General features: G+C 71.7%; 11 protein-coding genes. 5 read left to right on the forward strand and 6 right to left on the reverse strand.

Going from position 1 to position 13,960, the window contains the following annotated elements:
- Positions 1–36: 36 nt before the first annotated feature.
- From ELX43_RS01130 to ELX43_RS01140, 3 genes are read right to left on the reverse strand one after another with little or no spacing between them, the layout of a single operon-like run.
- Entirely contained in the window at positions 37–1,842 is a 1,806-nt protein-coding gene (locus ELX43_RS01130) for an alpha/beta fold hydrolase (RefSeq protein WP_127781765.1), read from the reverse strand.
- A 3-nt stretch (positions 1,843–1,845) separates the two neighbouring features.
- Positions 1,846–3,165, reverse strand: a complete 1,320-nt coding sequence (locus ELX43_RS01135) for a class I SAM-dependent methyltransferase (RefSeq protein ID WP_127781766.1) — start codon at positions 3,163–3,165, stop codon at positions 1,846–1,848.
- Between the two features lie 5 nt (positions 3,166–3,170).
- Positions 3,171–4,589 carry an FAD-binding oxidoreductase gene (locus ELX43_RS01140; protein WP_206518068.1) on the reverse strand — a complete coding sequence of 473 codons (1,419 nt, stop codon included), beginning with the start codon at positions 4,587–4,589 and terminating at the stop codon, positions 3,171–3,173.
- Positions 4,590–4,780: 191 nt separating this feature from the next.
- On the opposite strand from ELX43_RS01140, the gene ELX43_RS01145 reads away from it, so the two are divergent.
- The 3 genes from ELX43_RS01145 (at position 4,781) to ELX43_RS01155 (ending at position 6,554) form a co-directional block, all read left to right on the forward strand.
- Positions 4,781–5,113, forward strand: coding sequence for a YbaB/EbfC family nucleoid-associated protein (locus ELX43_RS01145; protein ID WP_127781767.1), 333 nt, complete (start codon positions 4,781–4,783; stop codon positions 5,111–5,113).
- Positions 5,114–5,126: 13 nt separating this feature from the next.
- Complete coding sequence (gene recR, locus ELX43_RS01150) at positions 5,127–5,735, forward strand: recombination mediator RecR (RefSeq protein WP_127781768.1); 609 nt, start codon at positions 5,127–5,129, stop codon at positions 5,733–5,735.
- A 210-nt stretch (positions 5,736–5,945) separates the two neighbouring features.
- Positions 5,946–6,554: a hypothetical protein gene (locus ELX43_RS01155; RefSeq protein WP_127781769.1), complete on the forward strand. Its 609-nt coding sequence runs from the start codon at positions 5,946–5,948 to the stop codon at positions 6,552–6,554.
- A 96-nt stretch (positions 6,555–6,650) separates the two neighbouring features.
- Here the strand turns inward: ELX43_RS01155 and leuA are convergent, their stop codons facing one another.
- The 3 genes from leuA to ELX43_RS01170 form a co-directional block, all read right to left on the reverse strand.
- Entirely contained in the window at positions 6,651–8,465 is a 1,815-nt protein-coding gene (leuA, locus tag ELX43_RS01160; protein WP_127781770.1) for a 2-isopropylmalate synthase, read from the reverse strand.
- A gap of 182 nt (positions 8,466–8,647) precedes the next feature.
- Positions 8,648–9,883 (reverse strand): ROK family protein, encoded by a 1,236-nt coding sequence (locus ELX43_RS01165; protein WP_127781771.1) that lies wholly within the window; start codon positions 9,881–9,883, stop codon positions 8,648–8,650.
- Between the two features lie 262 nt (positions 9,884–10,145).
- Positions 10,146–11,480: an MFS transporter gene (locus ELX43_RS01170; RefSeq protein WP_127781772.1), complete on the reverse strand. Its 1,335-nt coding sequence runs from the start codon at positions 11,478–11,480 to the stop codon at positions 10,146–10,148.
- A 169-nt stretch (positions 11,481–11,649) separates the two neighbouring features.
- Here ELX43_RS01170 and ELX43_RS01175 point away from each other — a divergent pair, with 169 nt between their 5' ends.
- Together ELX43_RS01175 and ELX43_RS01180 are read left to right on the forward strand one after the other, a co-directional pair.
- Positions 11,650–12,834, forward strand: a complete 1,185-nt coding sequence (locus ELX43_RS01175; RefSeq protein ID WP_127781773.1) for an LLM class flavin-dependent oxidoreductase — start codon at positions 11,650–11,652, stop codon at positions 12,832–12,834.
- A 102-nt stretch (positions 12,835–12,936) separates the two neighbouring features.
- Entirely contained in the window at positions 12,937–13,872 is a 936-nt protein-coding gene (locus tag ELX43_RS01180) for a TauD/TfdA family dioxygenase (RefSeq protein ID WP_127781774.1), read from the forward strand.
- The last annotated feature ends 88 nt before the right edge of the window (positions 13,873–13,960 follow it).

The following is a 13,960-nucleotide window of genomic DNA, read 5'->3' on the forward strand; positions in this document are numbered from 1 at the left end:
CCTCGCGCCGAGCGGTCCGGCAGGCCGAGCGGGCCGTCAGGCCAGGTGCTTGGCCAGGAACTCCACCGCGCGCGGGTAGGCGTCCATCCGGTTCACCCGCTTGGCCAGCCCGTGACCCTCGTCGGGGTACACCAGCAGGTCGCACTCCACCCCACGGGTGGTCAGCGCGTCGTGCAGCTGCTCAGCCTCGCTGAGCGGCACCCGGGGGTCGTTGGCCCCGTGGATGACCAGCAGCGCGGCCTGGATGTCGTCGATGCGGCTCAGCGGTGACGCCTGCTCGAGGAACTCGCGGTCGTGCTCCAGCGTCCCGTACTCGCGCTCCCGCGCCGCCCGCCGGTACGGCGAGGTGTTCTCCAGGAAGGTCACCAGCGAGGACATGCCCACGATGTCCACGCCGGCGCGCCAGCGCTCGGGCTGGAACGCGCACCCGGCCAGCACCATGTAGCCGCCGTAGGACCCGCCGTAGAGCGCGGCCCGAGCCGGGTCGCAGTCCACGGTGGGCAACCAGTCGTGGATCGCGCCGAGGTCGGCCACCGAGTCCAGCCGCAGGCGCACGTCGTCCAGCGACACCCAGCGCTTGCCGTAGCCGGCCGAGCCGCGCACGTTGGGCACCACCACGGTGTGCCCGGCGGCGGTCAGCGCCACGATGACGGGACTGAACAGCGGGCGGCTCTGCCCCTCCGGGCCGCCGTGCACCACCAGCACCGCTGAGCCGGCCAGCGCCGTCCGTGCCGTCGGGGGATAGGTGAAGCAGGGGATCTGCTCGCCGTCGGCGGCTGGGACCCGGTGCACCTGCGGCACCGACACCGGCCCGTCCAGCGCGGCACCGGAGTCGGTGAGCGCACGGATCTCCGCGGTCGCCACGTCCAGCACCAGCACGTCACCGGGCACCGACGGCGCCGCCAGCGACAGCACCACCGTCGCCCCGTCCGGGCTGAACCGCGGATCGGGGTAGGGCGAGGTGACCACGCCCGGGGTGGGCAGGGCCAGGTCGCGCAGGTGCTCGCCGGTGCGCCCGTCGTGCAGCGCCAGCTCGCTCCAGCCCTCGGCGTTGCGCTCCACCAGCAGGGTGGCGCCGTCGGGGGACAGCCAGCCGGTCAGCTCGTGGTCGTCGTCGGTCACCAGCCACGTCAACCGCTCGTCGTGCACGTCGTAGCGGGCGAGGGCGGCCAGGTCCCGGCCGTGGTTGCTGGTGAGCACGAAGCCCGAGGAGTCCGGCAGCCAGTGGGCGTTCTCGTAGGCCGCGTGCTCGTCGGCGGCGGTGAGCGCCCGCACCCGCTGGTCGGCGGTGACGGCCAGGCTGTCCACCAGCACCAGCTGGGTGGACACCGGCTGCGCCCCCACCAGCAGCACCAGGGTGTAGCGGGAGTCCGGCGACACCGCCACCGAGGAGACGTTGCCACCGCCGGAGTAGACGACCTCCTCGACGCCGCTGCTGACGTTGCGCAGCACCACCTCGAAGTCCACCCCGTTGCCGCGGTTGGTCCGGTAGACCACCCGTCCGGGCAGCACCCCGGCCAGGGAGTGGATGTAGTCCGGGTCGTGCACCAGCGGCGTCAGTCCGAGGCTCCCGTCCTCCCACGCACGGTCGGGGTGCAGCAACGACAGCTGGGCACGCTCGTTGCCGCCGTCGTCGTGCTGCACCACGATGGTGCGCTCCCCGGGCAGGTACCGCCCCGAGCACGACCCGGGCAGGTCGGTGAGCACGGTGGGCGGGCCGTCCGGCGACAGCTCCACCAGCTGGACCGACCCGGAGTCGTCCCAGCCGGCCAGCACGCGGCCGGAGTCGTCGACGTCGAAAGCCCGCCAGGTCCTGACGTCGAGCAGCTCGGTGATCTGCACGGGCTAACCGCTCCACCACGGGCGCAGCGGCACGGCCGCGTCGCCCTTCTCGCCGACCTTGACCGCCAGCACCTGGTGCAGCTGCACCACGTTGCGCTCGAAGCCGAGCCGGGACCCGGCCATGTACAGCCCCCACAGCTTGGCGGTGCCCTCGCCGACCTCGGCCACGCACTCGTCCCAGTGCTCCACCAGGTTGCGGTTCCAGTCGCGCAGGGTCAGCCCGTAGTGCTCCCGCAGGTTCTCCTCGTGGCGCACCTCCAGGCCGACGTCCTGGATCTCGCTGATGATGGTGCCCGAGCCGATCAGCTCGCCGTCGGGGAAGACGTAGCGGTCGATGAACTGGCCGGTCTTCACTCGCCGGTCGTTGTGCGGGCGGGTGATGCAGTGGTTGAGCAGGCGTCCGCCCGGGCGCAGCGTGTCGCGCAGGGTGGCGAAGTAGGCCGGGTACTGGTCGATGCCGATGTGCTCGGTGAGGCCGATGGAGGAGATGGCGTCGAAGCCGGTCTCGGGCACGTCGCGGTAGTCCATGAACCGCACCTCGGCCAGCTCGGTCAGCCCCTCGGCCGCGATCGCCTCGCGCGCCCACTGCGCCTGCTGGGCGGACAGCGTGGCACCGATGGCGTGCACGCCGCGGCGGGCCGCGAAGCGCACCATGCCGCCCCAGCCGCAGCCGATGTCCAGCAGCCGCATGCCGGGCTGCAGGCCGAGCTTGTCGAAGACCAGCTGGTACTTGGCTTCCTGGGCGTCCTCCAGCGAGGTCTGCGGGGTGGCGTAGGTGGCGCAGGTGTAGGTCATGGACGGGCCCAGGACGTGCTCGTAGAAGGCGTTGGAGACGTCGTAGTGCTTGCGGATCGCCTCGGCGTCGCGGGTCCTGGAGTGCCGCAGCCCGTTGGCGATGCGCCGCCAGCGCGGCAAGGTCTCCTGTGGCGGCGGGGCCACCGGCTTGAGCAGCTCCCAGCCCAGCGACCGGGTGATCTGCGCGAGCACGGCGGGCGAGGGGCGCTGCAGCTTGACGTCGTCCATCATCGTGCGCAGCACGGGGTAGGGATCACCCGGGTGCACGCCGCTGATCTGCAGGTCGCCGGCGATGTAGGCGCGGACCATGCCCAGGTCGCCGGGTGCGGTGGCGAGGTAGGTGGTGCCGCGCGGGGCGGTCAGGTGCAGCCCGATCTCGGCGTTCTCGGGTCCGGTGGCGCTGCCGTCGTAGGCGGTGAAGCGCACCGGGACCCGTCCGTCGGCCAGGGTCTCGACGATGTCGGCGAGGTTCATCTTCGGTGCAGGCGTCCGGTGCGACCGGACCGGGGGCTTCCGCAAGGTGGTCATCTGTCCTACTTCCTCCGCACAGCCTTCGCGTAAAGGTCGAGCAGCCTTGACTCGGGGTCGTAGCGCCGCTTGAGCGCCTGGTAGGTGCTGTCGCCGTAGAGCTCGGCGAACGTCTCTGGGGTGTAGTAGGAGTCGGAGTACAACGACTTGTGGCCGTCGAACTCGGTGACGATCTCCTCGATCTTGCGGTTCGTCGCGCCCTCCGGCCCGGCCGGATCCACCGGGACGGACGACCAGAAGCCCACGTTGACGTACGTCCGGCCCGGGTGCAACGGGTACAGCGGCCAGGTGCGCCGGCCGGCCTCGGTGCCGGTGGCCCCAGCGACCTCGCGCAGCCGCAGCGGGCACAGCCACAGCGGCTCGATGGGGATGGTGTCCAGGAACCACCGCAGGAAGTCCGCCGTGCGCTCGATGGGTACCTCGACGTCCTGCACCACGCGCTCGCGCGGGGGCCGGCCCTTGCGGGCCTCCAGCCGGTCGGCCACGTCGTACTTGTGGTCCAGCGCGATCAGCTTCCAGTAGAAGGAGCTGCGCAGCAGTCGCTTGGGCCAGAAGCGGCGGATCGTGGGGTTCTGCGCCCCGAACGCGCGGGAGCACCAGAACCAGTCGGTGTCCCAGCGCCACAGGTAGTCGTGGATGGTCAGCCGGTCGGTGCTGCGCTGCTGGAGGGAGCGGTAGTAGATGTCCCGGCCGGTGTAGTCGCTGACCGGACCCGGCTCGGCGGTGAGGGTGCCCAGGGTCAGGTAGCTCTCCGCGGCGGTGAAGACCACCCCGTCGAGGTAGTCCACCCGCACGCCCTCGTGCTCCCCGGCGGAGGCGATGGCGTCCATCTGCTGCTGCAGCTGGTCGAGGTCGTGCAAGCGCAGGTGCCGCAGCGCCACGTAGGGCTGCACCGGCTCCAGCTCGATGCGCAGCCGGGTGCAGTAGCCGAGCGTGCCGTAGGAGTTGGGGAAGCCGTGGAAGAGGTCGGCGTGCTCGCCGTCGGGCGTCACGGTGAGCACCTCACCCGCACCGGTGAGGATGTCCATCTCCAGCACCGACTCGTGCGGCAGCCCGTTGCGGAAGCTGGTCGACTCGATGCCCAGCCCGGTGACCGCCCCGCCCAGGGTGATCGTCTTCAGCTGTGGCACCACCAGCGGAGCCAGCCCGTGCGGGAGGGTCGCGGCGACCAGGTCCTCGTAGGTGCACATGCCGGCGACGTCGGCGGTGCGGTTCACCGGGTCGACGCGCAGGACGCCGGTGAGCCCGGAGACGTCGAGCCCAGGGGCGTTGGCAGCAGCCCGGGCGCGGAAGAGGTTGGAGGTCTTCTTGGCCAGGCGCACAGTGGCATCGCGAGGAATGGCCCGGTAGGAGGCGATCAGCTGCCGCACGGCGGCGTCGTGGCCGGCGGTGTCTCCCGTGGCGGCGGGCACAGGCGTTTGCACTCGTGTCAGGTTAGACCCGCACGGTGGTCCGGCGCATGTCTCGCGCCGGTGAGTCTCGACCCGCCACCGACGGCGGATGGCACTGCGCGGCCTGCTGCGGACTACCCTCGGGAACCGACAGCCGACCCCCCGCGCTGTCGGCACGAGTCCGGCCTGGACTCGCGTGCGTCTCACCGAGAGGACCTGAATCCGTGCAACCCGGTGGCCAGCCCGACATGCAGCAGCTGATGCAGCAGGCACAGAAGATGCAGGAACAGCTCATGAGCGCCCAGGCCGAGCTGGCGCAGACGCAGATCACCGGCCAGGCCGGCGGCGGCCTGGTGACGGCGACGGTGACGGGCACTGGTGACGTGATCGCCCTCGGCATCGACCCCAAGGTGGTCGACCCCGAGGACGTGGAGACGCTGCAGGACCTGGTGATCGGTGCCATCGCCGACGCCAGCCAGAAGGCGCAGGAGAAGGCGGCCCAGCTGATGGGACCGCTGGCTGGTGGCGGCGGCGGGCTGGGCCTGCCGGGAATGTGAGTGCTCGACCCGAATGTATGAAGGCCCGGTTCAGGACCTGATCGACGAGCTGGGCAGGTTGCCCGGCGTGGGCCCCAAGAGTGCGCAGCGCATCGCCTTCCACCTGTTGACGGTGGAGCCGGCGGACATCGCGCGGCTGCAGGCTGCCCTGCAGAAGGTGCGCGACGGCGTCCAGTTCTGCGTGGTGTGCGGCACCGTCTCGGAGAAGGAGACCTGCCGCATCTGCGCCGACCTGCGCCGTGACCGCAGCATCATCTGCGTGGTGGAGGAGCCCAAGGACGTGCAGGCGGTGGAGCGCACCCGGGAGTTCCGGGGGCGCTACCACGTGCTGGGCGGGGCGCTGGACCCGATGTCGGGGGTGGGCCCCGACCAGCTGCGCATCCGGGAGCTGCTGGCCCGGCTGGGCAACCAGGAGGACGGCGTCGACGTCACCGAGGTGATCATCGCCACCGACCCCAACACCGAGGGCGAGGCCACCGCCACCTACCTGGTGCGGATGATGCGCGACTTCCCGGGACTGAGCGTCACCCGGCTGGCGTCCGGGCTGCCGATGGGTGGTGACCTGGAGTTCGCCGACGAGGTGACTCTGGGCCGGGCGCTGTCGGGTCGCCGGGCGATGTAGCCGCCGGGCGAGGCGGCTGCCGGGTCGGCTCACCCGGTGGCGGGGTGCTCCAGACATGGGTAGCGTTCGAATCTTGCTGGTGGGCCATGCTGAGGGTGCTCGACGGCCCTTTCGCGGTGGTTCGCCTGCAGCTGTGCGTACGCCCGCCCTGCACCCCCCGATGTCGCGGACACCGCGAGATGGAGATGATCGCCTGTGAACGTCTCGAGCTTGGCACTCACTGCGCTGCGCCCGGCCTACACCGCCGTGCGCCTGCCGCTCACGCTGGTGCAGGAGCAGGTGATCGACCGGTTCGTGCCGGCCGGCGCCGAGCCGCGGGCCACCACCTCGCGCCTGCTGGGCACCGCTGACCAGCTGGTGGGCATGGTGCTGCAGGACGAGTCGTTGATCGAGCGTGGCACCCGCCTCAAGGGCGACGGCGAGAAGCCCGCCCCCGCCGACAAGCCCGCGCCCACCCTGCAGGACGCCGCGGCCAAGGCGGCGAGCGCCACCCTGCCCAAGGACGAGCCGCGCCCGGTCCCCACCGCCGAGCCGGTGAAGCCCGCCCCGCAGGTGCGTCCCGCGCCAGTGCTCGACCCGGACGCCCTCACCGAGAAGATCGAGGCGGAGAACGCCCGCGCCGACGCCGCGGCCGCGCTCGAGGCGATCGACCTGGTGCCGGCCGCCCCCGGTGACGAGACCAGCCTGGTGAGCGAGCCTGCCGCGCCTGCCGCGCCTGCTGCGCCGGTGGACAAGGCCACCTTCGCCGAGCTGCAGAAGGAGAAGGCCGACCGTCAGATCGCCGCCGACGAGGCCGCGCGGAAGGCCCGCCAGAGCTAGCCTGACCGCGCCACCCCCGACAGACAGCTGACCCCCGGCGCGAGGCGCCGGGGGTCAGCTCTGTCCTGTGCCGCTCGCGCGGGCGCGGTGGGTGGGTCAGGCCCGGCTGGCCGCCCGGTTCACTGCGGAGAGCACCGCTCGCAGCGAGGCCGTGGTGATGGAGGGCGCGATGCCCACCCCCCAGACGACGGTCTCGCCCACCGCGCACTCCACGTACGCCGCCGCGCTGGCGTCCCCGCCGGCGGACATGGCGTGCTCGGAGTAGTCCAGCACCCGCACGTCGAAGTCCAGCTCACCCAGGGCGTCGACGAAGGCCGCGACCGGGCCGTTGCCGGTGCCGGTGATCTCGTGCTCCGCGCCGTTGAGCAGCACCTTCGCGGTGATGGTGTCCAGCCCGTCGTCGGTCTCGGCGGCGGTGACCTTCTGGCTGATGCGCTCCAGCGGGCTCACCAGGTCCAGGTAGTCCTCGGAGAAGACGTCCCACATCGCCTTGGGGCTGACCTCGCCCCCCTCGTTGTCGGTGACCCGCTGGACGCTCTGGGAGAACTCGATCTGCAGCCGGCGCGGCAGCGTCAGCTGGTGGTCGGTCTTCATGATGTAGGCGACGCCGCCCTTGCCCGACTGCGAGTTGACCCGGATGACGGCCTCGTAGGTGCGGCCCACGTCCTTGGGGTCGATCGGCAGGTAGGGCACCTCCCAGGTGATGTCCTCCACGGTGGAGTCCGCCTCGTCGGCGGCCACCTTCATCGCGTCCAGGCCCTTGTTGATGGCGTCCTGGTGCGAGCCGGAGAAGGCGGTGTAGACCAGGTCGCCACCGTAGGGGTGCCGCTCGGGTACCGGCAGCTGGTTGCAGTACTCGACCGTGCGCCGCACCTCGTCGATGTCGGAGAAGTCGATCTGCGGGTCGACGCCGCGGCTGAGCAGGTTCAGGCCCAGGGTGACCAGGCAGACGTTGCCGGTGCGCTCCCCGTTGCCGAACAGGCAGCCCTCGATGCGGTCGGCGCCGGCCAGGTAGCCCAGCTCGGCGGCGGCCACCCCGGTGCCGCGGTCGTTGTGCGGGTGCAGGCTGAGGATCACCGAGTCGCGCCGCGCCAGGTTGCGGTGCATCCACTCGATGGAGTCGGCGTAGACGTTGGGGGTGGCCATCTCCACGGTGGCGGGCAGGTTGATGATCGCCGGCTGGTCGGGGGTGGGCTGCCAGATCTCGGTGACGGCGTTGCAGATCTCGGCGGCGTAGCCCAGCTCGGTACCGGTGAACGACTCCGGCGAGTACTGCCAGCGCCACTGGGTGTCGGGGTAGCGCTCGGCCAGCCGCAGGGTGAGCTCGGCGCCGTCCGTGGCGATCTTGGTGATGGCCGGACGGTCGGCGCGGAACACCACGCGGCGCTGCAGGATCGAGGTCGAGTTGTAGATGTGCACGATGGCGCGCTCGGCACCCTCGCACGCGGCGAAGGTGCGCTCGATCAGCTCCGGCCGGCACTGGCTGAGCACCTGGATGGTGACGTCGTCGGGGATGGCGTTCTCGGTGACCAGCTCGCGGACGAAGTCGAAGTCGGTCTGGCTCGCGGCCGGGAAGCCCACCTCGATCTCCTTGTAGCCCATGGAGACCAGCAGGTCGAACATCCGACGCTTGCGGGCCGGGCTCATCGGGTCGATCAGCGCCTGGTTGCCGTCGCGCAGGTCCACCGCGCCCCACAGCGGTGCCCGGTCGATGACCTTCTCCGGCCAGGTGCGGTCGGGCAGGGAGATGCGCTCGACCTCGTCGGCGAAGGAGCGGTACCGGTGCGTGGGCATCGACGAGCCACGCTGGGTGTTCCACCGGGGCTGGTCGGCCGGGGCAGGCCGGGACGGGGTGTTGATGCGTCCGGTCCTGGACGCACCGGTGGAGACGAAGGAGTCATGGTTTGGCATGTGCGTGGGGCTCCGAAGGTGTGGCGGGTGATCGACCGGCACGGCGCGTGCGCCAAGAACCCGCGCCGGGGAGCCAGTCTGGACTCAGACCCCGTCGCGGCGGCTAAGCAGGAGCGCACGCTGCATGCCCGCCACGATACCCGCGGGCGCAAGACGTGCCGTGGTGGGCCGCGGCTCGGACGCTAGAGGGCGGTGTGGCGCAGCGCTGCAAGGGGTTCGGAGAACACCGCGGCCAGCGACACCGCGCCGGCGGCCTGCTGCTGGACGTGCTCGCCGGCAGCCGTCACCCGCACGTCGCGCTGCGGTGCAGCCGAGTGCGTGTTGATGGCCGCGGCCACCTCGCGCAGCGTCTGCGGAGCGTCGGTGAAGGCCTGGCCGCCCAGGATGATGTGGTCGGGGTTGATGATGTCGCTGATCAGGCCCACCGCCCGGCCGAGCACCAGGGCGCGCTCGCTGAGCAGGGCCACGGCCGTCGGCTGCCCCGCCGCAGCCTGCTCGTGCAGCTGGGCGATGTCGGTTACCGCCAGGCCCACGGCCACCGCGGCGTCGACCAGCCCGGTGTCACCCACCGCGGCCTCGAGGCGGCCGGTGCGACGGGGGTCCAGCAAGGTGGTGCCACCGGTGGGCAGGTGCCCCAGCGTGCCCGGACCCGACGTGGGGGTGTGCACCGCGCCGTTGATGGTGAGCGACACCCCGACCATCTCGCGGGCGTAGAAGTACAGCGTGGACTCGCGGGGACTGGTCTCCGGCGTGAGCATCAGCTCGGCTGCCGCCATCGCCTCCACGTGCGGGGCCACCGAGACCGGCAGGCCCAGGCTGGCGCTGAGCACCTCCCCGACCGGGGCGTCGGTCCACCCCAGCCGTGGGTGGTCGACCCGGCCGTTGGGGTGCACCCGGCCGCCGATGGCCACGCCGGCCCACAGCACCCGCCGGCTCGCCCATCGGGCCAGGAACCGCTTGGTGCGCAGGCCGATCGCGCGGAGGATCTCGGGCACGCTGGCACCGGGGTCCGGGACCGTGGTCAGCTGCAGTCCACCGATGATGCGTCCGTGCAGGTCGTGCGCGGTCACCACGGTGACCTTGAAGCCGATGTGCAGCCCCACGGTGACGAAGGCGGTGTGGTTGACCTCCACGGGCAGCCGGGGCCGGCCGATGGCCCCCGCGGGGGAGAGGTCGGCACGCTCGCGCAGCAGGCCGGCGGCGAGCAGCGCACCGACCTGGCGGTTGACCGTGGCGCTGCTCAGCCCGGTGGCCGTGGCGACGGCGTCGCGAAACAGCGGTCCCCGCAGGCGGACGGTGCGGAACACCGCGGCAGCGGGCGTGGTGGAGAGCTGCAGCGACGGGGTGCTCACGTGCAGGCGGCGGGTGGCTACGGGTGACGCAGTCGGGCTGGTGGGCTGGTGCAAGGCGGCGGTCATGGGTCCTCAGGGAGCGGCGTGCGACCGCCGGCCCCACGGGGAGCTGGCGGCTCCGCTCGGGGTGCGACGACTGGTCGCGGGGGAGGGATGGGCGAGGTCGGGCGGCTGTGTGGTGCCGAGGGCACTCAGCAGCAGCCGGGACAGTGCGCCACTCGGTCTCCGAGCGCTCGCGGTCGAGGCAGCCGGCACCCCAGCGCGACGGTCACGTAGGTGACGCGCACGGGGTTCCAGGACATGGCAGCGAATCTAGCAGCGATTGGCGCTACAGGTGCAGGTCACGCGGGCGGATCAGCACCGTCGCGACCACGCTGATCACCGAGGTGGCCACCAGGAACCCGCAGGCCAGCCACGGCGCCCCGTTGGTGGCCGCGATCAGCGAGGTGAGGATCAGCGGGGTGAGGCCCGAGGCGTAGATGCCGGAGAACTGGTACACCACCGACAGGCCGGTGTAGCGGATCTCGGTGGGGTACAGGCTGGCGTAGAGGGTGCCCTGGGCGCCGTAGAACAGCGCGTGCACGATGCCGAACACCAGGATCAGGCCCAGCCCGAACAGCGCCAGGTTGCCCGTGTGGAACAGCGCGAACACCGGGAACACCAGCACGCCGTAGGCGGCGATGCCGGCCAGGTACACCCGCTGGGCGCCGTGGCGCTCCACCAGCAGCCCGGAGACCGGCAGCAGCACGGCCATCACCAGCGAGGCCACCGTCACCGCCAGCAGCACCGACACCTTGTTCATGGCCAGCGTGCCGGTGGCGTAGGTGATGGCGAAGACGCCCCAGGTGTTGAACGCCGCGCCCTCGCCCCACCGGGACAGCAGCCCGAGGATGCTGTTGCGGATGTTGCGGCGGCCGGTGAAGACCTGCTTGAACGGCGCGGTGGAGCGCTGCTGCAGGTGCTCGACCTCCCGGAAGGCGGGGGTCTCCTCCACCGCCAGGCGGACCACGATGCCCACCACCACCAGCACCAGGCTCAGCAGGAACGCGATGCGCCAGCCGTAGCTGAGGAACTGCTCCTCGTCGAAGACCACCTGCAGCAGCGCGAACACCCCGGTGCCCAGGGCCAGGCCCAGGGCCAGGCCGATCTGGGGGATGGAGCCGAAGCGGCCCCGCTTGCCCGGCGGGCTGTGCTCCACCGCCAGCAGCACCGCGCCGGCCCACTCCCCACCGAGGGCGAAGCCCTGCAGCACCCGCAGCAGCAGCAGCAGGATGGGTGCCAGCACGCCGATCTGGGCGGTGGTGGGCAGCACGCCCATCAGGGCGGTGGCCACGCCCATCAGCACCATGGTCAGCGCCAGGGTCTTCTTGCGGCCGATGCGGTCGCCGACGTGGCCGAAGACCACCCCGCCGACCGGGCGAACCACGAAGCCGACCGCGAAGGTGGCGAAGGCGAGCATCGTGCCCACGGTGGAGCTGGTGTCGGGGAAGAAGATCTTGTTGAAGACCAGGCTGGCCGCGGTGGCGTAGAGGAAGAAGTCGTACCACTCGATGGTGGTGCCGAGCAGGCTGGCAGCCACGACGGTGCGCAACCGCTTGCGCCGGTCCTCGGCGCTCTCGTCCGCACCTCCCGGCGTCGGCTGGACGTCGGACAGAGTGGTCATGCGCAGCCAATCGCGGGGGTGGTTCGGGCAGGGAAGGGCGACGCTAACGTGGTCGCTGCCGCCGGCGTCGAGTTCAAATCACGCAGAGAAAAACTGCGTGCAGAGGTGCGCGGCCGCGCTGAGATGCTCTTGACTGGGCTAGTTCTGACCCGTCGTCGAAGAGGCCCTGATGTCGCTGCGCTTCCACTGGTTCCTCCCCACCTACGGGGACTCCCGCAACCTGATGGCCGGGGGCCACGGCAGCTCCATGTCCGGGGACCGACCCGCGACGCTGAAGTACCTGAACCAGATCGGCGCGGCTGCGGAGACCAACGGCTTCGAGGCGGTGCTCACCCCCACCGGGCAGTGGTGTGAGGACGCGTGGCTGACCACGGCGATGATGATCGACGCCACCGAGACGCTGAAGTTCCTGGTCGCGCTGCGCCCGGGCCTGATGAGCCCCACGCTGGCCGCGCAGATGGCGGCCACGTTCCAGTGGCAGTCGCAGGGCCGGCTGCTGCTCAACGTGGTCACCGGCGGGGAGTCCGCCGAGCAGCGCACCTACGGCGACTTCCACGACAAGGAGCAGCGCTACGCCCGGTGCGGGGAGTTCCTCGACGTCATCCGCCGACTGTGGGCCAACACCGGCCCGGTCACCTTCTCCGGCGAGCACGTGCAGGTGGAGAACGCCGTGCTGGGCCGCTTTCCCGACCCGGTGCCGCCGATCTTCTTCGGTGGGTCGTCCCCGGCGGCGGGCACGGTGGCCGCGCAGTTCGCCGACGCCTACCTCACCTGGGGTGAGCCGCCCGCCGCGGTCGCCACCAAGATCGACTGGATCCGCGGGCTGGCACAGGCGCAGGGGCGCACCCTCGACTACGGCATCCGGCTGCACGTGATCAGCCGCGACACCGCCGAGCAGGCCTGGGCCGAGGCCGGCCGCCTGCTCGGCGCGCTCGACCCGGAGACGGTGGCCACGGCCCAGCGCAACCTGGCCCGCTCGGAGTCAGAGGGTCAGCGCCGGATGCTCGAGCTGCACGGCGGCGGGTCCAGCTACACCGGCAGCGGCGACGCCCGCGCCCTGGAGATCTCGCCCAACCTGTGGACCGGCGTGGGCCTGGTGCGTGGTGGGGCGGGAACCGCGCTGGTGGGCTCGCACGAGGAGGTGGCCGAGCGCATCGCGGAGTACGCCGCGGTGGGTTGCGACCACTTCATCCTCTCCGGCTACCCCCACCTGGAGGAGACCTACCAGTTCGGCGAGGGCGTGCGCCCGGTCCTGGAGCGCCGTGGCCTGCTCACCCCTCGCGCCCTGGACGGCTCCCAGGTGGTGCGCACCCCGTTCATCTCCGGCGACCCCGCGCCCGCAGGCGCCTCCTGAGCGGTTCGAGAGTTCAAATCAGCGTGCGGCCAACCCTTGGCGGGAGAGCGCTCAGCGGGTGACCTGGAGGGCGGTCCCACCCGCACCCCGAAAGGTCGCACCATGACGCTCGCCGACCACACCCGCACCAGCACCGCCGCCACCGACCTGCGCGTGGTGAAGCTCGGCGCCCACATCGGGGCCCGGGTGGAGGGGGTGGCGCTGGGCGGTGACCTGGATGCGGCGACCGTGCGCGCGATCAACCGGGCCCTGCTGGAGCACGAGGTGCTGTTCTTCCGCGGCCAGCACCACCTGGACGACGCGGGCCAGCGGGCGTTCGCCAGCCTGCTCGGCGTGCCCACCGCGGCACACCCCACGGTGACCTCGCTGGGAGCAGACGTGCTGCCCATCGACTCCGAGCACGGCACCGCCAACAGCTGGCACACCGACGTCACCTTCGTCGACCGCGTGCCCAAGGCGTCGGTGCTGCGGGCGATCGCCCTGCCGCCCTACGGCGGCACCACCACCTGGGCCTCCACGGTGGCTGCCTACGCGCAGCTGCCCGCCCCGCTGCGGGCACTGGCCGACACCCTGTGGGCGGTGCACACCAACGTCTACGACTACGCGGCGGAGGCCGCCGAGCAGGTGCGCAGCGCCGCGGTGGCCGCCCACCGCGCGGAGTTCCAGTCCTCCTACTACGAGACGGTGCACCCGGTGGTGCGGGTGCACCCGGAGACCGGCGAGCGGTCGCTGCTGCTGGGCCAGTTCGTCAAGGCCCTGGTGGGGCTGGGCACCAAGGAGTCCCAGGCCGTCTACACGCTGCTGCAGGACCGCATCACCCGGCTGGAGAACACGGTGCGCTGGAGCTGGGAGCTCGGCGACGTGGCCCTCTGGGACAACCGCAGCACCCAGCACTACGCGGTGGCCGACTACGACAACCAGTACCGCCGGCTGCACCGAGTGACCCTGGCCGGCGACGTTCCGGTGAGCCCGAGCGGTGAGCACAGCCGAGTGGTGGCCGGCGACGCCTCCCGCTACTCGCCCGTGGTGGCGCCCTGAGATCCTTCGTGGACAGCCGCCCACACCCTTCCTGAACAGGGCACACGCGGTCGCCGAACAACCTCGCTGCGGTGCGAGCGCCACCGCC

Source organism: Rhodococcus sp. X156, assembly GCF_004006015.1.
In the GTDB taxonomy this organism is placed as follows: Bacteria; Actinomycetota; Actinomycetes; order Mycobacteriales; family Mycobacteriaceae; genus X156.

Bases quoted from the DNA above. Each gene is read 5' to 3' on its own strand.
- ELX43_RS01135 (WP_127781766.1), bottom strand. From the start codon at position 3,165: ATGACCACCTTGCGGAAGCCCCCGGTCCGGTCGCACCGGACGCCTGCA.
- recR (WP_127781768.1), top strand. From the start codon at position 5,127: ATGTATGAAGGCCCGGTTCAGGACCTGATCGACGAGCTGGGCAGGTTG.
- leuA (WP_127781770.1), bottom strand. From the start codon at position 8,465: ATGCCAAACCATGACTCCTTCGTCTCCACCGGTGCGTCCAGGACCGGA.
- ELX43_RS01165 (WP_127781771.1), bottom strand. From the start codon at position 9,883: ATGACCGCCGCCTTGCACCAGCCCACCAGCCCGACTGCGTCACCCGTA.
- ELX43_RS01170 (WP_127781772.1), bottom strand. From the start codon at position 11,480: ATGACCACTCTGTCCGACGTCCAGCCGACGCCGGGAGGTGCGGACGAG.
- ELX43_RS01175 (WP_127781773.1), top strand. From the start codon at position 11,650: ATGTCGCTGCGCTTCCACTGGTTCCTCCCCACCTACGGGGACTCCCGC.
- ELX43_RS01180 (WP_127781774.1), top strand. From the start codon at position 12,937: ATGACGCTCGCCGACCACACCCGCACCAGCACCGCCGCCACCGACCTG.